We start from the raw sequence: 24,850 nt of genomic DNA, 5'->3' as shown, positions 1-24,850 counted from the left end.
GAAGGTAGGTTGCATACGCGTTACGCACCCGTACGACGGTGACATTGCTGCCCCCTCGCCTTGCATGTATTAAGCCTGCCGCTAGCGTTCATCCTGAGCCAGGATCAAACTCTCCATTGTAAATTTTTGTTTGTGGTAATCCTAAGATTCCACGTTATCTTCTTAAACGAGTTTTTCTTACTCTTTTAGTTTATCTCATCATGTCAAAGAACAGTACCAATCAAACTTTCACTCTCACTTTTCGTTTCCGCTGTCTGCGATTGGGATTGCAAAGGTAGAAAAAATATTTCTAGCTGCAAGAAGTGAGCAAGAAATATTTAAAAATTTTTAAAAGTTCTTAAAGTATTCAAACTATTCAAAAAAATTATCCAATTATTCCTCTAAAAGGAAGGGATATTTGTAGTTTTCTGGTGAAACTAATGTCTCCTTGATAACACGTGGAGAAACCCAGCGTAACAAGTTTAATACAGATCCTGCCTTGTCATTGGTACCAGATGCACGCGCTCCACCAAATGGTTGCTGACCTACTACCGCCCCTGTCGGCTTATCATTGATATAAAAATTACCCGCAGCATTAACCAAATGTTCCGTCGCATACTGAATCGCATAACGATCCTGAGCAAAAACAGCACCCGTTAATGCATAAGGAGAAGTTGAATCTACAATCGGGATAATTTCTTCGAATTTATCAGCATCATATACATAGATAGTAAGTACCGGCCCAAATATCTCGTCACACATTGTCACGTAATCCGGCTTTGCTGCTTTAATAATGGTTGGCTGGACAAAATATCCTTTACTCTTGTCAAACGTTCCCCCTGCAACAATTTCTGCATCTCCCGGGTTGCTTTTTACACCTTCTATATAGGAAGCAATTTTATCAAAGGATTTTTCGTCAATAACCGCATTTACAAAGTTTCCAAAATCTTCAACGCCACCCATTTTAATCTCAGCCAGATCTGCCAGCATGTATCCCTTCACCTCATCCCACAAGTTAGAAGGTATATAAGCGCGTGAAGCTGCAGAACATTTCTGTCCCTGGTATTCAAATGCACCACGAATCAATCCCGTCGCCAAAGCTTTTGCATTCGCAGATTTATGAGCCAGTACGAAATCTTTACCTCCTGTTTCTCCGACAATTCTCGGGAAGGTTTTATAATTACCAATATTTTCACCGATCTCTTTCCAGATTGTCTGGAAAACCTTTGTGCTACCTGTAAAGTGAATCCCGGCAAAATCAGCATGCTTAAAAACAATATCACCTGCCACCGGGCCATCCGCCAGAATCATATTAATTACGCCGTCAGGAAGTCCCGCCGCCTTAAAAACTTTCATGATCACATTGGCTGCATAAACCTGTGTAAATGCAGGTTTCCATAATACCACGTTACCCATAAGCGCAGGAGCCGCAGGAAGATTTCCAGCGATGGCCGTAAAATTGAAAGGAGTAATAGCAAAAATAAATCCTTCCAAAGGACGATACTCCATACGATTCCACACACCATCGGAAGATACCGGCTGTTGTTTATAGATATCAGTAAGGAAATTTACATTCAGACGAAGAAAATCGATTATCTCGCAGGCTGAATCTATTTCCGCCTGATAGGCATTCTTCGACTGTCCCAACATGGTCGCAGCGTTTAATTCCGCACGGTATGGTCCGGCAATTAAATCTGCTGCTTTTAGAAAAACAGCAGCACGTTGTTCCCAATGCATAAGCGCCCAGGTTTTCCGTGCTTCCAAGGCTGAATCAATTGCATTCTTAACATCATCAGCATTTCCTTCATGAAAATATCCCAGTGTATGCTGATGATCATGAGGCGGGGAAACACGCTTTTTATTTTGAGAAAACACCTCTTCCCCTCCAATATATTGAGGAATCTCAACCTGTTTTGACCTGGCTTCTTCCAACGCCTTTTTCAATTCGCTTCTCTCCGGGGTTCCGGGAGCATAACTTTTAACAGGCTCATTCCTTAAAGCCGGAACATTAAAAAGTCCTTGTGACATCTATTATATTAATTTGAAAATGAATCAATTATATTAAAAATATATGAAAATTTTAAACGTTTAAGACACGTTATACTTTTCTGTATTACAATAATCTTTTTTAGGGCTCGTAGGTTCAAAAACAATAATAGCACTTCAAAAAAGTTGTTTGATTAATACTTGTTTTAACAAGGCAAGTTATGATACTTTTCTCAAAATTACACTTCCAATATACCTGACACGCAGGTATTTTAACTAAATTTGTACTTTTCAGTGCGACCTTATTTTTTATATAATGATATTTTATAGTACAAAAACTGCTTCGCTAAAAGCATCACTTGAAGAAGCTGTATTCAGAAGTTTACCTCCGGATAATGGTCTTTACATGCCTGAAAGTATTCCAAAGGTTTCACAGGAATTTTTAGATACTATTGAAAATAAGTCCTTTAAACAGATTGCTGTTGAAATAACAAACACGCTTTTAGGTGATGATATTTCCAGGGAAGACGTTGAAAAATTAATAGAAAGTTCATATGACTTTGATGCTCCCGTTCTAAAAATAACACCGGATGACTACGTTTTAGAGCTTTTTCATGGTCCATCCATGGCGTTCAAAGATTTTGGTGCGCGATTCATGGCAGCATTAATGTCCTATTTTTTAGTAAAATCAAAAAAGGAAATTCAAATTCTGGTTGCTACTTCCGGAGATACAGGTGGAGCGGTGGCTCAGGGATTTTTCAAAGTTCCGGGAATCTCCGTAACGATTCTTTATCCAAGTGGTAAAGTAAGCGATATACAGGAAAAGCAACTTACCACGCTTGGCCATAATGTTACCGCATTAGAGGTTGACGGAACTTTCGACGATTGCCAAAAATTGGTAAAGGAAGCTTTTTTAGATCCTGAACTAACCGAGAAATTTAATTTGGCTTCTGCCAACTCAATAAATATTGCTCGTCTTATTCCCCAATCCTTTTATTTCTTCGCAGCTTATGCACAGCTGAAAAAACTTGGTAAGCCAATTGTTTTTTCAGTACCAAGTGGAAATTTTGGAAATTTGAGTGCAGGCCTTTTAGCCTATCGGATGGGCTTACCCGTTGAGCGTTTCATTGCATCTACAAATTTGAACAATTCAGTTCCAAGATATCTGGAAGAAGGAAGCTTTGAACCACATGCGTCGATCGAAACAATCTCTAACGCTATGGATGTAGGTAACCCTAGCAACTTTGTCAGACTGGTGCGGTTTTTCGGAGACGACTGGAATTTGGTGAAAGAAAAAATTTCAGGTTATTTTTTCAATGACGAAGAAACCCAGGAATCGATGCGTGAAGTTTTTTCAAACAGCCATTATGTACTTTGCCCTCATACGGCAATAGCCTACCGCGGACTTGAAGAATACAGAAAAAATTCTGACGGAAATTTTACCGGCGTTTTTCTATCTACGGCTCATCCTGCCAAATTTATTGATCTTGTTGAAGAAACATTGGGGAAACCGGTAGAAATTCCGGAAAGACTGAGATTGCTCCTTTCCATTGAAAAAAGTTCTATTAAATTAAAACCCATATATTCAGACTTTAAAGCACTATTATTTAGTAAGTTAGCTCAATAAAATTCATTAAAGAAGCGTCTGAGAATTCCGTAAATAGATTGAACTGCATATTGGTTCGCAAATATTTAATTCTAAAAAGGAAGAGCGAAGCTAAAATTAGCCTCGCTCTTCCTTTTTAGGTTTATTTCAAAAATTTCTCAGTTCACGACATCACCTCTTAACAAGCGAAATCTTTTTCTTGATTCGGCGACGAAAATACTTCCCGGATATTTTTCCATCAGCTCCTGATACAATTTCATTGCCTCATCTTTATTGTTCAATTTTTCCTGATCAAGTTTTGCCATCGCAAACAAAGCATCATCACCAAGTATGTCGACGCTATATTTTGAATAAAGCAATTTCAAAGTTGACATCGCCTGCTGATTGCTATCCAGTTTCATGTAAGTCTTTGCAGTAAGCCAAAGAATCTCATCTGAGAGACTGTGCTGCTTATACCTTTCGTACAAAACTTTTAATGAATCAATTGCTTCATATTTTTTATTTTGAAATAATAAAAGCTCAACAGCCGAAAATTGTTTCATTGCAGTTTCGGTACTATCCAATCCTGTATTATCCATGATCAACAATCCCAATTCGTTAGCATCATTTGCAATTTCGCGGGAAGTAGCTTTTTTCAAAATGTCAAGCACTTCTTTGGCCAGCGCAAAATCACCTTTGTAATAATGTAATTTTGCATTACGCAATTTTGCTTCATATCCCAGCAGGTCGTCTTTCTGTGACTTTTCAACTTGCGAATAAAGTAACGAGGCTTCCCAGGGCTCTCCCTGAAGCAGATAGATATCACCTAGATCAAGCTTACATTTATCGACAAACATTTTATCCAGCTTTCCTCCCTCAATAGCCGCTTGCATAATCTCTATTGCTTTTTTAAAATCATCAAGATAAAAAGCATTCAGGGTAGCCATGTTACGGAGCGCTTCGACAGTCCTGGCATTAATACCAAGTTCATCTACCAACTGCTGATATTGTGCGAGTAATTTCTGAACCTCAGTACGCTGAACAGGATATGTATTTTTAACCTGTTCTTCCCTTGAAAAAATCGCCATCCGACGAGCGATCGGGTAGATCTGGCCTTTGGGATATTCTTTAACCAGATGATCAAATATTGCAGCCGCATTGACGTAGTCATCGTTTTGAAGAGCCAGCATCGCCAGATTGTATAAACGGCTTCCATTATATTTGAATCTTTTATCCAGAGCACGCTCTTGAATGAAAGCTTTATAAAAATCCTTTTTCTGGATCTGATACCATATCAGCATTTCATTATAAAACCCTTCATTCGGAAATTTCTGAATTTTGTCATACAATACTTTTTCCAGTAATGCCTGCTCCTTTTCATCCTTCGTAAAATCCTGAAGCATATTCTGGACCACCTCTATATTCTGATACCTCGTACCATAGGATAACAATTCATCAATCATGTTTTCCGGCTCATTTAAGTCCCGGTAAACACTTGCCATCTCCAGTTGAAATAAATCGCTTCGTTTGGAAACCTCTCTTCCGTTCAGCAATGCATTTTTTGCCCATAACGGCTGGCTCATGCTTCTGAATTCGTCGGCCATATCGCGCTTCAGATCAATCCTTAAGCCCGAAACAGCAATTGCCTGTTCATTTTTCTTTGCTGCTTCCTGCGGCTTTACCTGCGCCTCTAAGAGGGTTCCCCAATAGATATAATACCAGGCTGCATTGAATGCATCATTTTTAATTTGCTTTTTGAAGAACTGCTCAGCCTCATTCCAGCTTTTTGTTTTGACAATGCAGCTGGTGTAATTTTTAAGATATCCTTTTTCAAAACCAGTTTTTAAGAGAGCGGTATAATAAGTCAGCGCTTTGGGACAGTCATCCTTCTTAAAATACTCCTCAGCCATTTCTTTTTCACTCTGCGCCCGGGCCGCCGTCCCCGCCGCGCCGGAAATTAATATGTAGATAAATAACCACCTCAAACCCTTTTTCATAATAGATAAAAAAAATTTCTTTTTTAATTATTATCATTCTCTAGCACTGTGGATATGTAGATAAGTATGTTTTCCACTATAGATTAACATACTTATCCACATTTTGTGGATAAGTATTATGGTTTATCCACTGGAGTTATTATTATTATCAACATTTAACTTATTGAATTACAAGATAGGAAAATATTTATAGACATAAGAGTGTGGGTAACTGTTATGGATGATGAGATTTAGTTATTCACATTTTCTATAGTGTATCAACGTACTGTTAACTTCATTTTAGATGTGGATTATGCACTGCAGATCAAAACTTTGTTTTTTATCCACATGAAACATCGGTTATCCACATAATTGTTAACAAAATTTTGGTATTTACCCACAGAAAAACAGAGATATCAACATAGTTATCCACATAAAGTGCATAAGAAAATTTTGCTACTTTAATGTTGACAAGTCGAGATTGGTATCATTAATCTCGAAATTGGCTTTTATAAGAATTTTCTGAGGATAATAGATAATTTTTTCGGGCTGTTTGTTTTTGCTTATCATACCCGTGTCCCACCTTCTGTTTTTATTATCATCCAAAATAATCCTGAGATAATAGTTTCCCTGAGGAATATGCCGGAATGTGTAAGGTGAGCTATACAGAGACTGAAAGATTTTATATTGTTCATCTACGAGTTCGACTATATAGGATAAGGTATCCGCGTGAAGAACAGATCCGGATAGCACTCCAAATTCATCTTCATTTAAAACCTGATGTTTTATGAGTGTTTTTGAAAGCGTATCGCCCTCAACACTGATGACGCTTCCTTTTGGAAAATCCCATTTAATGGTGTCCTTAGCTGTTGATTTTCCTGTTATTTTCAAATTGTTGTGGTACTTGTTCCAGGACAAGCTCAGATTGCTCAGTGGCTCCCTGGTTAAACTATCGCTTATCAGCTGGATACGTTTTTCGTCAAAAAAGCTTACAGGTTTGTTCCATTGCAACTCGTAAACAAAATTTCTTCCAAGCGGCTTATTTTGGGCAGGTATGGTGGTGATACCGAACGGATCTTTTTGCCTGTCTTTTCCCCTTTGCTGCTGAAAGGTTATTTTTATTGTATCCTGGGCTGTAACTCCTAGTGAGTCGGTTACAGTCATTCTGATCAGGGTTGTATCAGGATGTGGCTGAACATTAAAAAATTTGAGCTGAAGATTATTTTCCAGAATGTAAGGCAGCGTATCCTTGTTCATGAAGTTTACATCCACCGTTTCGATTCCTTTATTAAAAACAACCGTGTAATTGTTAACTTTTGGAATGGTTCTTTGTACACGGAATGGAGTATTGTCAGACAAAAATAAACCAAGAGAATAGTTTAAGGAATCCGAACCGGCATTGACCGGGCCATCAATAAACCCTACTCTTTCGTCTTTTGTATTATAAAGCATGTTACGATTTTTGTCGTCCATGGCAATCAACTTGTATGGTTTTATTTGAGTATTTTCAATTGAAAAGCGCCCGCTACTGTCCGTTCTGGAGAAATAAAATGGTTTTTGCTTGGCTATATTGAGTGTATCACTAATGTTGTATAGACCTACTAATGCATCAAAAATAGGTTTATTTGAACGAAGGTCTTTTATGGTGCCATAAATACGTCCTGAATCGAGGGAATTGCCGGTACTAAATACGAGCTTAAGATTTTTTGCCGGATTTTTTTCAGCATAATCTTTAATAGCATCACCAAAATTGAGAGTATAGGTGGTACTGTCCTCAAACTTTTTCTTAAAATTAAGCTCGATGGATTCACCTTTTTGCTTGAAGCTATACGGGTTGTCGGCTTCGGGCGTTATGATTAATTTTTGCGTTATATTATCGATTACTACATATTCATCGAAGAATAAAGAGATCTTGTTCCCGGAAAAATTGATGGTTCGGTTTGGTGGATCGCTGGATATAAGATTGGGGGGAATGATGTCTTTTTTTCCTCCTGTTGGTGCTACCTGCTGAGCACATTTTGCAAAAATTATAAGGCATATGGCTGCCAGGAAATATTTTTTCAGCATGTCAAAACGGTTAAGTAAAAGCCCTCAATATGCCAGGCAATATTGAGGGCTTCGAGGTTTTATAAGCAAATTATATTTTTGAAATTACATAGATTAAACTCGAGGTATTCAGGCTTTTGGGATCACTTGAATTCCCCTTTAAGTTAGATGTAATTCCGGATTTTACGCTGTCAAACAGATTCGTTTTTCCTTCCTTATATTTTGTGCTGAGCATACTCACATAAAATGAATCGAACCACATAGGGTGGATAGTATCAACCTTGAAATGATGATTTTTCATGAGTAATGCTATCGAATCTTTTGTGAAGTGATAAAGGTGCCGTGGCACATCGTAGGCGGCCCAGAACTTACTATAATTAGCCGCATCCGGCGACTGCGGATTTGGTACAGCAATGATTATTTTTCCGTTTGGAGCAAGATGGTCTGATAGCCATGCGATGGTTTCATTAAGCAAGTGTACATGTTCCAGCACATGCCACATGGTTATAATATCATAAATTTTTTCTGAGAATTCCGGCGCATTTATCGTTTCAAAAATCGTTTCCCCTACTCTTTTTTCTGCCAGTTTGCGTGCTTCGGAATCTGGTTCTGTTCCGGATATTTTCCAGCCTGCCAGTTTTGTAGCCTGCAAAAAATTGCCGGTTCCGCAGCCGATATCTAATAGGGAACCTTGTTTTGGATAGAGCTGGTTAATGAGTTTTATCTTTTGCGAGATCGTATAATTTCTCACAGAGGTATATACCCTGCTCATTACATCCTTAGCCTCGTCATGATGTGAGATGTAATCCTGAGACTGGTAATAGGCTCCTATTTCTTCTATACCCGGCCGCGGATTTGTAAAGAGAAAATAACAGGAATTACATTGTTGTATGGTAAATTCCTTTTTAGATACGGTATAATCTTCAACGTTTAAATAATTGTTGAAGCTGATATTGTTGCAAACAGGACAGTTTTTTAATGTTTCCAAAGGCATTATCTTCCTATAAAGAGCATGAGTACTGAGATATCTGAGGGACTTACGCCGCTAATTCTGGACGCCTGGCCAATGGTAGATGGCCGTGTTCTTTTAAGTTTTTCACGACCTTCAAATGACAAAGATGTTACCCCATCATAGTTGAAATTGTCTATGATACTAAGATCTTCCAGACGGTTCATTTTGTCAACCAACAATTTTTCCTTCTCAATATAACTGTCATATTTGACATGAATCTCAGCTTGTTTGATTGTGTCTTCTCCATATTTTTCCATTAATGAAGCGATCAGCGGACTTGCCTCAACGATTCTATCGATTGTTAATTGAGGTCTTTTCAGGAGTTGTGTGACCGATGTTTTTTCACGTATCTGAGCAGATCCTACTTCTTCAAGTTTTTCGTTGATTTCATCAGGTAGTAATTTAAGGGTGTTAAACTCGGAAATTATTTCTTCAACCTGTTGAATCTTTTTCCTAACATTATTCAGTCGCTCCTGATCGGCTAATCCAATTTCAAAACCTTTTTCAGTAAGACGAATGTCAGCATTATCCTGGCGTAAAAGCGTACGGTATTCGGCACGGGAAGTGAACATTCTATAAGGCTCTTCGGTACCTTTATTGATCAGGTCATCGATCAAAACACCTATATAAGCTTCTGACCTTTTTAATACGAATGGCTCTAGATTGTGAACATTTCTATGCGCATTGATCCCGGCCATCAAACCCTGACAGGCTGCCTCTTCATATCCGGTAGTTCCATTAATCTGTCCGGCAAAAAACAGGTTTTTTACCCGATGCGTTTCAAGCGTAGATTTTAGTTGCGTTGGTGGGAAATAGTCGTACTCTATGGCATAACCCGGACGGAACATTTTGACATTTTCAAATCCAGGGATTTTTTTAAGTGCGGCATATTGTACATCTTCCGGTAAAGAAGTTGAAAAGCCATTGACGTACACTTCGACTGTATCCCACCCTTCCGGCTCTACGAAAATCTGATGACGATCTTTATCGGCAAAACGGTTTATTTTATCTTCTACTGAGGGGCAATAACGCGGACCAAGTCCTTTGATTCGTCCCGAGAACATTGGAGATTTTTCAAACCCGGTTCTAAGAATTTCGTGGACTTCATTGTTGGTATAGGTAATCCAGCAGCTACGCTGCTTCGTTAATTTTTTTGTGTCTTTGTATGAAAACTTGGATGGATTTTCATCGCCTGGCTGCTCTTCCATTTTTGAATAATCCAGTGAACGTCCGTCGACTCTTGGGGGTGTTCCGGTTTTCATCCGACCTGATTCAAAACCCAAAGTTTTTAATTGCTCCGTAATTCCGGTGGCAGCTTTTTCTCCTGTTCTTCCTCCGCCGAAATTTTTCTCACCGATATGGATCAGGCCATTTAAAAATGTTCCGTTTGTTAAAACTACGGATTTAGATTTTATTTCGATTCCCAGGCTTGTGGTTACCCCGCATACTTTGTCACCCTCGAGAAGAATACCCTTAACGGTATCTTGCCAAAAATCTACGTTGGGATTATTTTCCAAGACACTTCTCCACTCATTTGCAAACATCATCCGGTCGCTCTGACATCTTGGGCTCCACATGGCGGGGCCTTTGGATAAATTGAGCATTCGAAATTGTATCATGGTTTTGTCACTGACAATTCCTGACTGTCCGCCAAGCGCATCAATCTCTCTCACAATTTGACCTTTTGCCACACCTCCCATCGCAGGGTTGCAGGACATCTGGGCAATGGTATGCATATTCATTGTAATGAGTAACACGGACGAACCCATGGTTGCTGCCGAAGCCGCAGCTTCACAACCGGCGTGTCCTGCCCCTACTACAATCACATCATATTCCTGAAACATAATTTTTAGTTTACTCTTATTTGTTGTGAAACAGAAATGTTAAAATTTCTAAAATGTTCCACGTGGAAATTTTTAAAAAAGTGAAAGACATTCATCTTCCTTTGCACGCATTTGAACTTTTAATTCTTCTGTAGTATCGGTGTAATCCATCAAGTGTAAAAGCCCGTGAATCAATACCCTGCGCATTTCAATGTCAAAATCGAAACCAAAAGTTTCTGCATTCTCCTTTACACGATCAACACTTATATAAATATCACTTTCAATTTTCCCGTCTTCCTCACTATTGTCAAATGTTATTATATCCGTATAATAGTCGTGATCGAGATACTGTTTGTTAATTTCTAACAGATATTCATCAGTACAAAAAATGTAGTTCAAAGATATAATATCATAACCCTCTGACTTAGAGATTGTTTTGATCCATTTTGATGTTTTCTGGGGAAATTTGAGTTTGAAATCAATCTCTTCCGAGAAAAATTTAAGCATAATATAATTCAGAATTAACTGTATATTAAATAGTTACAAAAAATGTCACTTAGAGTTGCTTTAACAACCTGAAAGCAAATTCATTGTAAAGGTAGTAAGTATCTAATTACAATTTATTTATGTGCCTGTTACGAGCTCAATTTAACCTATTTTAAGAATTAGCCTTAATCCTTAAAATAGGCTGAATAATAACACATAGAGCGTTTAATCAGTTCTTTGACTGGTATTTACGGAAGTAATTATCCACCTCCCGCTTGTAGAAAGGTGAAAATGTCGGGGGAATTGTGCGCAGCAACTCGGTTTGTTTTTCCTTTTCCTGCACATATTTTTCAAAAGCAGCAGGTGGGTTACGTGGCAGTTGTTTAGCAGTTTGCGCCTTACGTTGCTCATCTTCATCCTGTTCTTTCATCGCTTTTTCAGATTCAAGCAAACGCGTGGTTATTTCTTTGTTCCGTTTAAACAGTTCTGGCGTAACACGTTTGTTTACGAGATCTGTTTCCGTTTCATCCATTTTTTCAATAATATCCTGAAGCTCAGTTCCAAGTGCTTTTCCAGCCTCTGTGCCTTTTTGCTGATCTTTTAAAGCCTGAACCATCTTTCTGATCATCGCTTGCTGAGCGGCCATTCTGGCCAATTGCTCGGATTGATTTCCCTGGCCCTCTTTTCCCTGGCCCAGTTGTTTCATCTGGCCATTCAGTTTTTCCTGCATTTCGCCCATGCCGGGCTGTTCACCTTTTTTTCCCTTTTTGCCTTTGCCTTCTCCCGGCATAGCCATTGCCATTTGCTGCTGCATTTGTTTAAAAACATCGCTCAGCATCAAAGCCAGGTTATTCATGGAAGTCATAGCAAATTGTTGTTTGGACGTCGCTACGCTCAAACTTCTATCCTTTATACTCTTCACACTTTCGTCCATATACATTTTCATGTCATTCAGCTCACGGGTAATGAACGACTGGATCTGCACCACCCGGTTTGCCAAGGCATACAAGCTGTCCTCAACCACTTTTGCATCATCTTTCAATTTCAGCTGCTGCTGACCAAGTTTTACAAACCGCGGATCCTGCAAATTCACACCACGGAAATCCTTCATCAGTTTTTCCTGGTCAAAAGACAAAGTGATCAGATTTTCCAAAATATCGCGCATCGCATCCATGTCCTCCTGCATCTTTTCCATCTCCGCCGCTTCCATTGCTTCTGACATTGCTTTGGATATATCACGCATTGATTTCGCCGCCTTTTTCTGAGCTTCTGAGGCTTTTGAATTCTGCTGCTTACTAAGTTTATCTTTGCTCTCGTTCATTTGCTCAGAAGCGCTTTTTTGATCCTCTTCTTTTGAATCAACAGGCTGTTCAAGTTCCTTACTTAGCTCTTCAATTTCTTTGATATCTTCTTTTGCCTTATCAAAGTTTTCCTGAATCTTTTCCTGTTCTTTTTTCAGGTCATCATTTTTACCCTTCTTGTCTTCAGAACTTTTGTTCTTATCGTTTTCCTGAGATTTTTCAGAAAGCTTATCTTCTTTGTCAGCAAGGTTATCCAGCTTGTTGACCAGCTTTTCCATTTTTTGCTCCATCTGCATTTGCTTGAAAAGCTTCATCGTACGCTCCAATTCCTTTTCCAGATTTTGCTCTTTATTTTTCAGCTTTTCCATGGTGCTCGACATGCGTTCACTTTTCTTTTGTTCGAGCAGTTTTTGTAATTCCTTGTATAGCTTATCCGTGTCGTTGTCCATCAGGTCTTTCATCAACTTTTCAAGCTGATCCATTTTTTGCTGAAGCTCCGGACTTTTCTGATCAAACTGTTTCGACTTCTCATTCGTGCTTTGATTTTTTTCCTGAAGAGACTGCAATTCTTTCATCAGCTCCTCCCGCTTTTTCAAAACATCTTCAATTTGTTTTTTCTCTTTAAAATCAAGTTCCTTATTACTTTTCAAACGTTCATCCAGCGCGGTCAGATCTTTTTCAAGACTCTGCGCTTTTTTCATAGCAGATTCAATTTGATTTTCCGTTTCCCGCTCGGATTTTTTGATATCCGCTTCAAGCTGGTCTTTCGATGGTACAGTAAATTGAATAGACCTCGAACGGGCACTTTTTGCACCATTCACGCCGTCATTATCCCAAACCTGGGCGAAGTATTCAATTTTATCTCCGGGAGCCAGTTTGAGGCTGTCTACATACCACTGAAAATAAAAGCTCTGGGTGTTAACCGTTTTGTTGAAAGGAATGGGAATACTTTTCGGAGCCGATCCCTTTTTATCATTTTCCCGCTGAATTGAATAGAACAATTTCAGTTGGGAAAATCCATAATCATCATTAATGGAACCACCCAAAACCAGATAATTGTAAAGCGTTGTATCCTGAAAATTCTCAATGGAAAGCACAGGGAATTTGTCGGGAATGACATTGATGTAGTATCCGATTTTATCAGAATTTGCCGCCTCATCATTTTTTAGCTGAATCTGATATTGAGCTGATTTACGCACAGAACGTTTCAAAACCTGAAAATCCTCGTCCTCTTTTTCTGTTGCCTTGTATAAAAGAGAATCGTTTTCGAAACGAATACCAAGTGATTTTGTTGACGACGTATTGAAGTTCCACTCGATTGTGGTGCCTTCCGGAACAGATAAATTTCCTACGTTACTGAGTCCTTCCGAAGGTTTGTTCAGATAAGCCGGATAATGCAGATTGACATCAAAGGAAAGCAGAGAAGGACGTTCAATCACATTAATTTTATAATCATCAGAAATAAAACCAGCCGCTTCGAATGAAAATGCAACTTCGCGCTGGATATTTTTGAAAACAAAGGAATAATGCTGATTACCTTCCTGTGTCAGTTTAAACCGGCTACCATTTTGAACCAGATAAACATCCTGAGGCAAAGCATCTCCTTTTAGAGCCAATTTCAAAGTGAAATCTTCATTTCTGAAAGCCTTTAAACTTTTATTTTCAAGTTGAAATGAAAAGGGAGCGTAAGTATAATTTTTTCGGAAATGAATGATCCGTTCAGAACTTGACGTGAAAAATGACGGATTGAAAAGCAAAATTACACCTATCGCTGCCAAGGGGTAAATGGCATATTTAATACGCTTTTTGTTTTCGTTAAAACGTATGGCATCGGTAAATTTTACGATTAAAAGCTGACCGGATTTTTGCCGGATACTTGCTTCAATCAGATCGGATTGTGTGCCGGAAAGATTTTTAAGCTGAAGTGTGTTCAACAGTTTATCTCCTACTTCCGGAAAATATTGTCCGATTTGCAAGGCTGCATCTTCATCTGATATTGGTTTTTTAAGACCTAACAGGTGAATTAGCGGCTGAACAACCCATTGGAAAAAAGAGAATAAAAGAACGGCCAGAAACCCAAAAAACAGCGTACCACGAACACCAGAACTGAAACGTCCGAAATATTCCAGCGTAGTGAAGGACAAATAAACAGTCAGAAGCAAAGCCGCTGAAAAGATAATACCTTTCAAAAGCTTATTCTGATAGTACTTTTGCCGATATTCCTGAATACGGAGGAGAAGTCCTTCCATTACTGGTGTAAAAGCCGCCATATAGTTGAGAATCTAATGATTACTATGGTAACGATTTTACAAAGTAAAAAGTACTCCTTTCCCCGCTGACCATAGAGCGGACTAATATACATATTTTTATGGAGTTTTTCAAGAAAAAGGGAGATGCATATTGTTCCTGCAAAACGTGGAATAATAACTTTTTAATAATTAAAAAATGCTAACAATCAGCTTAAAGCCAATTGTTAGCATCAGATCAATAATGACAAATTTGATTTTCAGGCGTCCAGCGCAACAGGCTCTGGATTTTTAATATCCCTCACAAAATTGCGGACATCATTTTCGAGATCTTTTGTCTCTTGCAAAACACGTATAAACGCGCTTCCAATAATCGCACCGTTCGCATAGTCACAGGCTTTCAGATAGGTTGCGTTATCTTTAATTCCAAAACCAATCAGACGTGGATTGCGTAAATTCATCGCATTGATCCGGTTGAAATAAGATTCCATGTTCGTACTTACACCGCTTTTGGAACCGGTTACGCTGGCAGACGAAACAGTATAGATAAATCCATCACTTGCATTGTCGATCTGGCGGATACGCGCTTCGGATGTCTGTGGTGTTACAAGGAAAATATTCAGAATTCCATATGCGTCAAATATTGACTTGTATTCGTTCAGATAAACATCCATTGGCATATCCGGCAAAATAAGCCCGTCAACACCAACCTCGGCGCATTTCTTACAAAAATTTTCTATTCCAAATTGTAATACAGGATTGATATAACCCATTAATAAAATCGGAAGGGAAATCGTCTGGCGAATTCCTTCAAGCTGCTCGAAAAGCACCTGGACGGTCATACCATTTTCCAGTGCCTGATCATTACTTTTTTGAATGGTTTCTCCGTCCGCAACAGGATCTGAATACGGCATTCCGATTTCAACCAGATCAGCACCGCCATCCTGTAATGCTTTTAAAACCTTTGTCGTATCATTCAGAGCAGGAAATCCGGCTGTGAAATAGACATTCAAAAGTCCTGCATCTGGTTTTGTTTTAAAAAGATTGGTTATTCTATTCATTATTCCTGTGTCCAGTAATCGATCACTAATACTTTGTCCAGATGAGGCTCCAAAACTTTTACAAAAGCCTTATGTTCCGGATGAGGCAAATACGCGGCACGACCTTCCTCGCTGTCAAATGAGACAAAGAACATATGCGTGAAGCCTTGATTCAATCCTTCCGGACTGTTGTTGGTTCCCCATTCAAAACCTTTTACCTCTTTAACTTTTGAAGGAAGTTTGCGAAATGCATCTTCAACTTCTTTTACTTGTGCCGGTGTGGCTGAGTCTTTAAATTTAAATAATACGGCGTGACGAAGCATTTTTTTTGGAGCTGTTTTTTTATCAGAATTTGCATAAGCGATGGTTCCAAAAAGAAGAAAACCAACCAGGAACAGAGAAATGTATTTCATTTGAACAGGTTTGATATTGGGTGATACAAAAAAGTTAAGCAATGTAAAATTAATAATTTGAATTTAACGAAGCCGGAATTATTCCGGCAACAAGCTTATAATGCCATCCATTGAAATTTATACCTATTGAAACGCACAAAAATAAACTTTTAACGACATTCAGTATCCTAGGATTATTTCGATACAAATTTAAAAATACAGGATCTGTTACCGGAAAATCATACTGAGTTTCATTATGATAAAAGAGCAGACGAATCTTTTTCTTATCTGGGTTCTCCATATCATTTTTTTCAATGATCTCGAATTTGGTAACGTTTATCAGCGCCAGCGAATGATCCAGAACCGCTGCCTCTTCGATAGAAAGTGCCTTACCCCAGTTGCCAAATAAATAATAATGATTGTCGCATAGCGCGTCCAGTTTATCTTTTTCAAGTCTGCCGACTACTTTGAGATCATCATCTTTAAAGAATGCATTTTCAGATTGAAATGATTGTTTTAGTGGAAAACCAGTTATTTCTATTTCGACAATATCCATTAAAGTAATTTGCGAAACCCAATGCGTGTATATCTGACCATGTTGGGTTTTACAAACCGGACGTATCCATTTCGGGCCATTTATTTCAATGATCGGCTCATTGTTATTGTTTAGCTGGATGCCTGCCAGGCACCTTCCCCCTTCCTTGATAGAATTGGCTAAACAGACAAAACGAATTGTCATTTAACCCGGGTCAGATCAAATGTGTTATCCGGATGTCATTTCTCACCTGCTGTAAATATTCAGCGAGCAACCTTCGATGGCATTTCTCGGGTTTATGTTCGCTGCACAACAGGCAATTTTTATGAAGTTTTTCGATGTTTATTTTTTGAGCAATTTTTCTTGTGTCGAGTAAATTCAGGTATTCAGTTTCATATTCCGGCCAGGTTAGCTTTTTAGTTCTGTAAAGAGACAATAGCTCTTTTGTAGGTGCGAAATCGATGTTATGCTCGTAGGAAACGTTAGCAAGTTCTCCTGCAAAATATTTAAGATCGGTTCCTTTTGCGAAACCGGATAATTGGGAAACATTATTGATCCTGGTATCAATAAGTCGATCAACGCCAGAATCCCTCAGCAGTGTGAAGAATGTTTCCGCTGGTTTTTTGGTAAAACCAATGGTGTATAGCTGAATCATAAATTTTCTTCTGAGTTGTGTGTATAGGGAGAAAAAGCAATCTCCTGATTTTTTAAGCGGTATGCGGCTTTAATCTGATCCTGAATTGTGACATCAGGTTCAAAAACAGTAGGGACAGGCAGTTTTTTATAAAACTTCTTGAAAAGTGCATTTTCTAACTGAGCGTTAGTAGCCAGGGATTTATCTTTAAGGATGTGATTTATCTCAAAACCTTCATTGGACAAAGCGACGGAAATCATGGAAAATCGGTGACAGTCAAGTGGTTCGGCCTCTGAGCACATAAGAGAAATCGTGTAACCTTTGTCAAGACCCTGAATAAGCCGGGAAACACCGTCCTTAAAAGAATCGGAGTTTCTGACTTTTTCAAAATCTACTTTGCCGTCGGTATCCAACAATTCAGGATCGCTATGCCTGGCTCCGAATTCCTTTGCAAAATGAAGATATTGTATGCCGTTTTTGTGTAGAAAGGCCGCTAAAGGCTCCTTGTTATACTGAGGATTATAAGCACTTGCCGCAACGCTTCTTACATCGATGAGGCAAGTGATTTTATATTCTTTTATCAGTTCAAGGAAATAATCAGGGGGATGGCTCGAATGGCCAACTGTGAATAATGTGCGTGTGTTCATTGACAATCGATGGTAATGATGAGCATACTATCATGATTGCGTTGAGTATGAAGGGTATTATGCTGAGCAATTAAGACATTCGCCTTCATCACTAAATTTCAGGCGGTCAAATTCACCTAATTGTTCTTTCAATTCAAGGATTTCATCTTCAATTTCACATCTTTCAAACAAAGACAATTCTCCGGAATTTACTTTGCCTTCAAGTTCCTTCACTTTCAGGCGCATTTCAAAAACCTCCGGCAATGCTAATGTAGCCATTTTAATAATGTTTAAAGTAGATATTAATACGATAAAATTATGGTACCAAAGATTAATTGCTAAAAGCTAATCCCCAACAGCCATTAATCAATATATTTCATATAAGTTGACATATCCTTGTCACCTCTCCCGGAAAGATTTACAACCACAGTTTCATTCAATCCGGCACCTAACCGTCCTAAAACGGCTAATGCGTGAGATGATTCCAGTGCAGGAATAATACCTTCCATTCGGGTAAGTTCAAAAGCAGCCTGAACCGCTTCTTCGTCTGTTGCGGATAAAAAAGTACCCCTGCCGCTGTCATAGAGATATGCATGCTGAGGGCCAATTCCCGGATAATCTAGACCGGCTGAAATGGAATAAGGCTCCACTACCTGACCATCAGTAGTCTGCATCAAAATAGTGCGGCTGCCGTGCAATACGCCTGGTGTTCCCAAAGCTGTTGTTGCCGCAGAATGTCCGCTGGTAAGGCCTTGGCCCGCCGCTTCAACCGCTACAAGTTTGGTTTCCGGATTATCCAGATAGTGATAAAAAGCACCGGCAGCATTACTACCGCCGCCCACACAGGCAATTACATAATCAGGATTTTCCTTTCCTGTTTGCTCTTTCAACTGCCATTTTATTTCTTCTGAAATTATGGATTGAAAACGGGCTACCATATCCGGGTAAGGATGAGGACCTACAACAGAGCCAATGATATAATGCGTATCAACCGGATTATTGATCCAGTGACGCATGGCTTCGTTGGTTGCATCTTTCAATGTCCTTGAACCGCAGGTTGCTGGTCTTACTTCTGCACCCAGCATTTTCATACGCGCAACATTGGGAGCCTGACGTTCAATGTCAAGTTCGCCCATATATACAATGCATTCAATATCCATCAGTGCACAAACGGTCGCCGTAGCAACACCATGTTGTCCCGCGCCTGTTTCGGCTACCACGCGCTGTTTTCCAAGACGTTTGGCCAAAAGTATCTGTCCAATGGTATTGTTAACCTTGTGGGCACCTGTATGGCACAAATCTTCTCTCTTTAAAAATATATTAGTCTGATATTTTTCAGAAAGACGGTTGGCGCGATACAAGGGTGTCGGGCGGCCAACATAATTTTTCAAAAGATCATTATACTCCTTTTGAAAAGATGGTTCCGCAATAATCTGTAAATAATTATTACGTAATTCTTCAACATTAGGATACAACATTTCAGGGATAAATGCGCCACCGAAAGTGCCGTAATATCCGTTACTATTTGCCTGATATGATTTCTTCTCTGCTACTGTTTCCATAATTTATGCTTGCGCCTCTTCACCTTTCTTAACACGAACTTTTTCAAAAAGCTCCTTCAATTTGGAAATATCTTTTAAACCGGGTTCTGTTTCGAACATGCTGTTTACATCAATACCATAAATTGGCATCGACTTGGACAAGGCAATTACTTCGTCAATATTGTCCGGTCCTATCCCACCGCTTAAAAAAAATGGCTTCTCATTATCATATTTTTTCAGCAGATTCCAGTCGAATGTTTTACCGTTTCCGCCCGGAGCGTCGCCTTTTGTATCAAACAAAAACATATCGCAAAAGGATTTGTAATTGTTTAACATGGCGAAATTAAACTGGTCATGAATAGAAAATGCCTTGATAATATTTACCCCTTTCTGACGAATACTGCGACACATATCCGGCAACTCATTTCCGTGCAGCTGAGCATACTGAAGGTCATATTTTTTTACAGTGTCAAGTATATAACCCGGACTGGCATTTACAAAAACACCCACTTTTTTAATCGTATTAGGAATGTTTTTTACAAAAGCCGGATCAAGGTCAATACCTACGAACCGAGGCGATTTTTCCGAGAAAATAAAGCCTATGAAATTAGGTTGTAATTCAATCAATTCTTCAATATTGCCTTGCTGGCGCATTCCGCAAACTTTTACTTTCATACAACGTGAGGGTTTCTGTTACTAATTTGGGATAAATTATTTTGCAGATCCGCCAGTGCGGCTCCCGGATTTGCTGTTTTCATGAATGTTTCTCCTATTAAAAAACCTTTGTATCCATGATTGTATAATTGTAAAATCGTTTCTGCGTCACTCAGCCCGCTTTCTGAAATCCTGACAAAAGAATCCGGAATTTGTTCGCTCAATTGAATTGACGTTTCAATTGACGTTTCAAAAGTTTTAAGATTCCTGTTATTGACGCCAACAATGTCGATATGGTCACACAAACTTTGTGCCAATTCTTCTGAATTATGTACTTCCAAAAGAACTTCCATTCCAAGATCATGCGCTTTTTTACTAAGCGACTCAACCTCTGACGGTTCCAGACAAGCGGCAATTAAAAGAATAATATCTGCTCCGATGGATTTTGCTTCAAATAACTGGTATTCGTCTACGATGAAATCTTTTCGAAGCATCGGGATATTTGGATTTGCCTTACGGGCTCTCAAAAAATCATCAAAAGAACCACCAAAAAAATCAATATCAGTTAAAACCGACAATGCAGCAGCGCCGGCATTAACATAATCTGCTGTTACTATTTCAGGCAGAACATCACCATTTATAATTCCCCTGGAAGGTGATTTACGCTTGAATTCTGAAATAATTTTGGGTGTTACAGCGATTTTTAAAGCATCAGAAAGTGAAACAGCAGTACGCGAAAACAACGTCTCTTTTTCGAGATCAGAAATACTTTTAATCTTTTTTGACGCTTCTACTTCAACCAGTTTACGCGCAACAATTTTTTCTAATATGTTCATCAGTCTTTAAAAATATCGGCAACACTTAATTCAAAATCAGGGAAAATATGGCTTGTAATAACATCCGCCGTTGTAAACGGATGTAATCCAATGTATTTTCCTTCCTCGTTTAATATATATACAAAAATCGTTTCAGTAGTAGGTTCAGCAATCCAGTATTCCTTCACTCCATTGTCCTGGTAAACTTCAAATTTGTTTTTCATTTCTACCTGGGAATTACCCGGCGAAAGAATTTCAATAATCCAGTCCGGTGCACCAATGCAGCCTTTTTCATCCAGTTTGGCAGAATCACAAATCACACAAATATCTGGCTGTACAACCGTGTAAATTTTGTTAGTGTTATCGCTTTTTCGCGGTGTAAGCCCAACATCAAACGGCGCCGCATAAACCTGACAGGTTTCGTTATTTAGAAAGCTATAAAGCTCTCCCTGAAAACGACTGGAAATTCGTTGATGTCTTCTGGCTGGTGCCGGCGACATTTTAAATATTTTTCCTTTGATCAACTCCACACGCTCTTCAAACTGCCATTTTAAATAATCGGCATAACTGTAAGTTTCGTTTAAATCGAGTTGATCCAGGTTTGTTATCATATTGCTACCAACTTTTTAAAACTGTTCAACGCCTTTTTACTTTCAAGAGATTCACGGGCTGTTGCTACTGCGTCAAGCAATGATAATTTTGGATTAGCACAATGTAAGGCCAATGCAGAATTAGCCAGTACAGCCTGTTTCTGGGCAGAGGTAGCTTCATCATTCAATACATTCATGAAAATTTTCGCAGAAGCTTCCACTGTTTCTCCGCCGGAAAGTTCGGAGGCGCGTAATGTGTCCAGCCCTAAATGAGAAGGAGTCAGAACTTGCTCTGAATGAGCTGTTATGATTTTAAATGCACCTGTTAATGACACTTCATCGTAACCGTCTAGGGCGTGAACAACCAGAAACTGTTTATCAGTCTGTTGGTAAAGATAAGCAAAAAGTCGTGCTAATTCAAGACTAAAAACACCAACCAATTGCTTTCCCGGTGAGGCAGGATTTACCATCGGGCCCAGCATATTAAAGAACGTTTTTATACCTAATTCTTTACGAACCGGAGCTACATTTTTCATCGCCGGATGAAACAATGGCGCATGTAGAAAACAAACGCCGGATTCACTGATCTGACGGTCAAGAACAGATTTATCGTTAGTAAACTTCGCTCCTAGAAATTCAAGAATCGTGGAAGATCCGCAAAGAGAAGAAACGCCGTGATTACCATGTTTGGCAACATTCTGGCCTGCTCCCGCGATCACAAAACAGGAAAGCGTTGAAATATTGAAAGTATCTTTTCCGTCACCGCCCGTTCCGCAAACGTCAATAGGATCAAAAGCGGAAAGGTCAACGGATAGGCAGAGTTCCAGCATGGCATCGCGAAAACCTTCCAACTCTTCTACCGTAATACTGCGCATGGCGTAAATGGTAAGAAAAGAGGCTATTTCTGAATTGGTATACTGACCTGTGCTAATGCCAATCAATACTTCTTTTGCCTGATCTTTACTTAAAACCTTGTATTCGAATAACTGCCCAAGAATATTTTTCATGATATCAAATCCGTCGAGGCGCTTTGCCTTTGTCTGCTATAAATAATTAAAACGATGAAATTACACATTTAACCAGTTTTGAAGCATTGCTTTTCCATGGTCGGTAAGTACGGATTCAGGATGAAACTGAACGCCTTTCACATCATATTTTTTGTGGGAAAGTGCCATAACCCTTCCCGCTTCATCCAATGCTGTAATCGTTAAATCATCTGTAAAAGTTTCCGGCCTGACAGTCCACGAATGATATCTGCCGACCTGGATTTCAGAAGGCAGACCAAGGAAAATACGATCGGTAGGATCTGTTACGATGGCTTTATCGCTGATACCATGTAAAACGTCGGTCATATTTTCAAGCGTGGCACCATATACTTCGCTAATGGCCTGATGGCCTAGACAAATCCCGAGAATGCTTTTTGTAGGCCCGTATTCCTGGATTAAATCCTGCATGATACCAGCTTCCGAAGGGATACCTGGCCCGGGAGAAAGCAGGATTTTGTCATAATTCCCGACTTCTTCCAAAGTAATTTTATCATTCCGGAATATATCTACCTCACCATGAAGTTCACGCAGGATGTAAACCAGATTGTAAGTGAAAGAATCGTAATTATCTAAAACAAGTATTTTCATCTGAGTGGAATATGAAATTGTAGATGTAAAGTTTGGGTTAAAATGCGTCAATTAAACTAAGTTACATAATCAGGTTAGGGTTAATATTTGCAAAACCTGATGGTTCAATTTTTAAATTTCTTCCGCTACCACAATTGCTTTACGTAACGCAGCCAGCTTGCTATTAATTTCCTGCAACTCACTTTCGACGTTAGACTTGGCCACAACGCCCATTCCGGCGCGATAAAAGAGCGTATTGTCTTTGCTCAGGAAAGTACGAATGGCGATAGCATGGTTAAAATCACCATTAAAATCCATAAAGCCGATGGCACCGCCGTAGATACTGCGATTGCTTGTTTCCATCTGGTCAATCAGCTTCATAGCGTTATGTTTCGGCGCTCCGGAAAGTGTACCGGCAGGGAAAGTATCTGCAACCAGTTGTAAAGGATTTACACCTTCATTCATCTTGCCTACAACCTTTGAAACAAGGTGAATGACGTGAGAATAATACTGAACTTCTTTATAGTTTGTAACTTTTACAGCGTCACAGCTGCGGCTCAAATCGTTTCTGGCCAGATCGACCAACATCACGTGTTCAGCAGTTTCTTTTGGATCATTTAGTAATTGCTGCGCAGCTTCTGCATCAGCCTGATCGTCACCGGTTCTGCGGAAAGTACCGGCTATCGGATGAATTTCTGCCTGACCATTTTTGATGAATATCTGTTTTTCAGGAGAAGAACCGAAGATTTTGTAATTGCCGTAATCAAAATAAAACAAATACGGAGAAGGATTTATTGAGCGTAAAGCGCGATAAACATTAAACTCATCACCCTGGAAGTCACGACTGAAACGACGAGAAGGCACAATTTGAAAAACATCTCCACGAAGACAATGGTCAATTCCTTTTTGAATTACACCTCTCATTTCATCATCCGTAACATTTGAAGTTTCTTCGGATGTAATCTGAAAATCGTATTTGGGGAAATTTCTGTTTTTGATTAAAACCTCAATTTGTTCGAGACCGCTCTCTTCATTTGTCTCACCATATTGATGTTCAAAAATATAAAGCTCATTTTTGAAGTGATTGATGGCGATTACATAGCGGTATACCTGGTAGAAAATCTGATCAATTTCAGTTTCCGGACTTGTAGGTTGAATTTCAATATCTTCAAAATAAGTTACCGCATCATAAGTCATATGGCCAAATAGTCCATTACTTATGAAAGGAAACGCACTTTTCTCCGAAATAAAGCTCTGTGCATAGCCATAAAGGGCTTGTACGGCATCTTTACGTTTCGCAAGGGTAAATGTTTCCGACGTACCGTCCGGATATTTCTGGGTAACAATATCTTTGTTTAGTTTGAAAGAGGAAACCGGATCACAACATATGTATGTGAACGAATTTTCATTACCGTGGTAATCCGAACTTTCCAGAAGAATTGTATTAACAAAACGATCCCGGAGTTTCAGATAAATTGAAACGGGTGTCAGCGTGTCTGCCAGTAATTTTTTGTGCCGGGTTGTGATAGAGTAACTTTTGGTTAAGGAAGTCATATTGTTTTTTTATAGGATGTAACAAGAAAAAGCGGCCCGCTGTCAGATGAACAGCGGGCCGCTTGGAAAGTATATTTTTACATAATACTACACAATAGAGGCTACTCGTCCATCTTGTTAAGACGTGCGCGCCACCACCATATAATATTTGAAGTAGTTGTCATATTTTTTTTCGACATATTTAAGTCGGTACAAATATATTAAAAAGGAAATGAGTCCTGCAATAGTTAAATAAAATAAACTTTGCATAAACAAAAAAAATCCCATCTCTTATGAAGATGGGATTTTTTTGTAATGGTATTGTGGCGACTACCTACTTTACCAGGTTTGACCCAAGTATCATCGGCGGTTCTGGGCTTAACTTCTCTGTTCGGGATGGGAAGAGGTGAACACCAGGCCAATAGTCACCAACAAGA

The 24,850-nt window shown here is 39.1% G+C and carries 21 protein-coding genes and 2 rRNA genes; 1 reads left to right on the top strand and 22 read right to left on the bottom strand.

Annotation, left to right across the window (positions count from 1 at the left end; translation table 11 throughout):
* A 16S ribosomal RNA gene (locus LXL81_RS28920) occupies positions 1–120 on the bottom strand; the annotation flags it as partial.
* 252 nt (positions 121–372) lie between these two features.
* Positions 373–2,007, bottom strand: a complete 1,635-nt coding sequence (gene pruA, locus LXL81_RS28915; RefSeq protein ID WP_234651661.1) for an L-glutamate gamma-semialdehyde dehydrogenase — start codon at positions 2,005–2,007, stop codon at positions 373–375.
* A 274-nt stretch (positions 2,008–2,281) separates the two neighbouring features.
* Between pruA and thrC the strand changes: the two genes are divergently transcribed.
* Positions 2,282–3,592: a threonine synthase gene (gene thrC, locus LXL81_RS28910; protein WP_234651658.1), complete on the top strand. Its 1,311-nt coding sequence runs from the start codon at positions 2,282–2,284 to the stop codon at positions 3,590–3,592.
* Positions 3,593–3,729: 137 nt separating this feature from the next.
* Here the strand turns inward: thrC and LXL81_RS28905 are convergent, their stop codons facing one another.
* The 20 genes from LXL81_RS28905 to rrf form a co-directional block, all read right to left on the bottom strand.
* On the bottom strand, positions 3,730–5,547 hold the full coding sequence (locus tag LXL81_RS28905) for a tetratricopeptide repeat protein (RefSeq protein WP_234651656.1): 1,818 nt from the start codon (positions 5,545–5,547) through the stop codon (positions 3,730–3,732).
* A 435-nt stretch (positions 5,548–5,982) separates the two neighbouring features.
* On the bottom strand, positions 5,983–7,593 hold the full coding sequence (locus LXL81_RS28900) for an Ig-like domain-containing domain (protein ID WP_234651654.1): 1,611 nt from the start codon (positions 7,591–7,593) through the stop codon (positions 5,983–5,985).
* A 70-nt stretch (positions 7,594–7,663) separates the two neighbouring features.
* Positions 7,664–8,566, bottom strand: a complete 903-nt coding sequence (locus LXL81_RS28895; RefSeq protein ID WP_234651652.1) for a class I SAM-dependent methyltransferase — start codon at positions 8,564–8,566, stop codon at positions 7,664–7,666.
* Positions 8,566–10,428: a tRNA uridine-5-carboxymethylaminomethyl(34) synthesis enzyme MnmG gene (gene mnmG, locus LXL81_RS28890; RefSeq protein WP_234651651.1), complete on the bottom strand. Its 1,863-nt coding sequence runs from the start codon at positions 10,426–10,428 to the stop codon at positions 8,566–8,568. Before mnmG ends, LXL81_RS28895 begins: the two co-directional genes overlap by 1 nt.
* Before the next feature lie 72 nt (positions 10,429–10,500).
* Positions 10,501–10,914 carry an rRNA maturation RNase YbeY gene (ybeY, locus tag LXL81_RS28885; RefSeq protein WP_234651648.1) on the bottom strand — a complete coding sequence of 138 codons (414 nt, stop codon included), beginning with the start codon at positions 10,912–10,914 and terminating at the stop codon, positions 10,501–10,503.
* A 208-nt stretch (positions 10,915–11,122) separates the two neighbouring features.
* Positions 11,123–14,443 carry a DUF4175 family protein gene (locus LXL81_RS28880; protein ID WP_234651663.1) on the bottom strand — a complete coding sequence of 1,107 codons (3,321 nt, stop codon included), beginning with the start codon at positions 14,441–14,443 and terminating at the stop codon, positions 11,123–11,125.
* Between the two features lie 257 nt (positions 14,444–14,700).
* Positions 14,701–15,501, bottom strand: a complete 801-nt coding sequence (gene trpA, locus LXL81_RS28875; protein ID WP_234651646.1) for a tryptophan synthase subunit alpha — start codon at positions 15,499–15,501, stop codon at positions 14,701–14,703.
* Complete coding sequence (locus LXL81_RS28870; RefSeq protein ID WP_194124179.1) at positions 15,501–15,893, bottom strand: Dabb family protein; 393 nt, start codon at positions 15,891–15,893, stop codon at positions 15,501–15,503. Before LXL81_RS28870 ends, trpA begins: the two co-directional genes overlap by 1 nt.
* A 49-nt stretch (positions 15,894–15,942) precedes the next feature.
* The gene (locus tag LXL81_RS28865; protein ID WP_234651643.1) at positions 15,943–16,611 is read right to left on the bottom strand and encodes a dual OB domain-containing protein; all 669 of its coding nucleotides are present in this window, start codon (positions 16,609–16,611) and stop codon (positions 15,943–15,945) included.
* 10 nt (positions 16,612–16,621) lie between these two features.
* Positions 16,622–17,062 carry a DUF488 family protein gene (locus tag LXL81_RS28860; RefSeq protein WP_234651640.1) on the bottom strand — a complete coding sequence of 147 codons (441 nt, stop codon included), beginning with the start codon at positions 17,060–17,062 and terminating at the stop codon, positions 16,622–16,624.
* On the bottom strand, positions 17,059–17,688 hold the full coding sequence (locus tag LXL81_RS28855) for a DUF488 family protein (protein WP_234651637.1): 630 nt from the start codon (positions 17,686–17,688) through the stop codon (positions 17,059–17,061). Before LXL81_RS28855 ends, LXL81_RS28860 begins: the two co-directional genes overlap by 4 nt.
* A gap of 57 nt (positions 17,689–17,745) precedes the next feature.
* Positions 17,746–17,946, bottom strand: coding sequence for a hypothetical protein (locus LXL81_RS28850; protein WP_234651635.1), 201 nt, complete (start codon positions 17,944–17,946; stop codon positions 17,746–17,748).
* Between the two features lie 83 nt (positions 17,947–18,029).
* On the bottom strand, positions 18,030–19,229 hold the full coding sequence (gene trpB, locus LXL81_RS28845) for a tryptophan synthase subunit beta (protein WP_234651633.1): 1,200 nt from the start codon (positions 19,227–19,229) through the stop codon (positions 18,030–18,032).
* A 3-nt stretch (positions 19,230–19,232) separates the two neighbouring features.
* A complete protein-coding gene (locus tag LXL81_RS28840; protein WP_234651631.1) occupies positions 19,233–19,883 on the bottom strand; it encodes a phosphoribosylanthranilate isomerase in 651 nt (216 codons plus the stop codon).
* The gene (gene trpC, locus LXL81_RS28835; RefSeq protein ID WP_234651629.1) at positions 19,880–20,698 is read right to left on the bottom strand and encodes an indole-3-glycerol phosphate synthase TrpC; all 819 of its coding nucleotides are present in this window, start codon (positions 20,696–20,698) and stop codon (positions 19,880–19,882) included. Before trpC ends, LXL81_RS28840 begins: the two co-directional genes overlap by 4 nt.
* Positions 20,698–21,288 carry a Uma2 family endonuclease gene (locus LXL81_RS28830; protein ID WP_234651627.1) on the bottom strand — a complete coding sequence of 197 codons (591 nt, stop codon included), beginning with the start codon at positions 21,286–21,288 and terminating at the stop codon, positions 20,698–20,700. Before LXL81_RS28830 ends, trpC begins: the two co-directional genes overlap by 1 nt.
* Complete coding sequence (gene trpD / locus LXL81_RS28825) at positions 21,285–22,274, bottom strand: anthranilate phosphoribosyltransferase (RefSeq protein WP_234651625.1); 990 nt, start codon at positions 22,272–22,274, stop codon at positions 21,285–21,287. Before trpD ends, LXL81_RS28830 begins: the two co-directional genes overlap by 4 nt.
* Before the next feature lie 60 nt (positions 22,275–22,334).
* Entirely contained in the window at positions 22,335–22,901 is a 567-nt protein-coding gene (locus LXL81_RS28820; protein ID WP_234651624.1) for an aminodeoxychorismate/anthranilate synthase component II, read from the bottom strand.
* Between the two features lie 111 nt (positions 22,902–23,012).
* Positions 23,013–24,434 (bottom strand): anthranilate synthase component I family protein, encoded by a 1,422-nt coding sequence (locus LXL81_RS28815; protein WP_234651621.1) that lies wholly within the window; start codon positions 24,432–24,434, stop codon positions 23,013–23,015.
* 300 nt (positions 24,435–24,734) lie between these two features.
* A 5S ribosomal RNA gene (gene rrf / locus LXL81_RS28810) occupies positions 24,735–24,846 on the bottom strand.
* Positions 24,847–24,850: the final 4 nt, after the last annotated feature.

Origin of the sequence: Dyadobacter sp. CY356 (genome assembly GCF_021440195.1) — a bacterium.
GTDB lineage: Bacteria > Bacteroidota > Bacteroidia > Cytophagales > Spirosomataceae > Dyadobacter.
Note: the sequence above shows the minus strand (reverse complement) of the source record. Positions and strands in the feature narration are given on the sequence as shown.

Excerpts from the sequence above, each read along its gene's own strand:
- LXL81_RS28860 (WP_234651640.1), bottom strand. The coding sequence starts at position 17,062 with ATGATTCAGCTATACACCATTGGTTTTACCAAAAAACCAGCGGAAACA.
- LXL81_RS28905 (WP_234651656.1), bottom strand. The coding sequence starts at position 5,547 with ATGAAAAAGGGTTTGAGGTGGTTATTTATCTACATATTAATTTCCGGC.
- trpC (WP_234651629.1), bottom strand. The coding sequence starts at position 20,698 with ATGAACATATTAGAAAAAATTGTTGCGCGTAAACTGGTTGAAGTAGAA.
- trpD (WP_234651625.1), bottom strand. The coding sequence starts at position 22,274 with ATGAAAAATATTCTTGGGCAGTTATTCGAATACAAGGTTTTAAGTAAA.
- LXL81_RS28815 (WP_234651621.1), bottom strand. The coding sequence starts at position 24,434 with ATGACTTCCTTAACCAAAAGTTACTCTATCACAACCCGGCACAAAAAA.
- mnmG (WP_234651651.1), bottom strand. The coding sequence starts at position 10,428 with ATGTTTCAGGAATATGATGTGATTGTAGTAGGGGCAGGACACGCCGGT.
- ybeY (WP_234651648.1), bottom strand. The coding sequence starts at position 10,914 with ATGCTTAAATTTTTCTCGGAAGAGATTGATTTCAAACTCAAATTTCCC.
- thrC (WP_234651658.1), top strand. The coding sequence starts at position 2,282 with ATGATATTTTATAGTACAAAAACTGCTTCGCTAAAAGCATCACTTGAA.
- LXL81_RS28850 (WP_234651635.1), bottom strand. The coding sequence starts at position 17,946 with ATGGCTACATTAGCATTGCCGGAGGTTTTTGAAATGCGCCTGAAAGTG.
- LXL81_RS28830 (WP_234651627.1), bottom strand. The coding sequence starts at position 21,288 with ATGATAACAAACCTGGATCAACTCGATTTAAACGAAACTTACAGTTAT.
- LXL81_RS28840 (WP_234651631.1), bottom strand. The coding sequence starts at position 19,883 with ATGAAAGTAAAAGTTTGCGGAATGCGCCAGCAAGGCAATATTGAAGAA.
- LXL81_RS28820 (WP_234651624.1), bottom strand. The coding sequence starts at position 22,901 with ATGAAAATACTTGTTTTAGATAATTACGATTCTTTCACTTACAATCTG.
- LXL81_RS28870 (WP_194124179.1), bottom strand. The coding sequence starts at position 15,893 with ATGAAATACATTTCTCTGTTCCTGGTTGGTTTTCTTCTTTTTGGAACC.
- LXL81_RS28895 (WP_234651652.1), bottom strand. The coding sequence starts at position 8,566 with ATGCCTTTGGAAACATTAAAAAACTGTCCTGTTTGCAACAATATCAGC.
- LXL81_RS28880 (WP_234651663.1), bottom strand. The coding sequence starts at position 14,443 with ATGGAAGGACTTCTCCTCCGTATTCAGGAATATCGGCAAAAGTACTAT.
- LXL81_RS28855 (WP_234651637.1), bottom strand. The coding sequence starts at position 17,688 with ATGAACACACGCACATTATTCACAGTTGGCCATTCGAGCCATCCCCCT.
- LXL81_RS28865 (WP_234651643.1), bottom strand. The coding sequence starts at position 16,611 with ATGACAATTCGTTTTGTCTGTTTAGCCAATTCTATCAAGGAAGGGGGA.
- LXL81_RS28900 (WP_234651654.1), bottom strand. The coding sequence starts at position 7,593 with ATGCTGAAAAAATATTTCCTGGCAGCCATATGCCTTATAATTTTTGCA.
- trpB (WP_234651633.1), bottom strand. The coding sequence starts at position 19,229 with ATGGAAACAGTAGCAGAGAAGAAATCATATCAGGCAAATAGTAACGGA.
- trpA (WP_234651646.1), bottom strand. The coding sequence starts at position 15,501 with ATGAATAGAATAACCAATCTTTTTAAAACAAAACCAGATGCAGGACTT.
- pruA (WP_234651661.1), bottom strand. The coding sequence starts at position 2,007 with ATGTCACAAGGACTTTTTAATGTTCCGGCTTTAAGGAATGAGCCTGTT.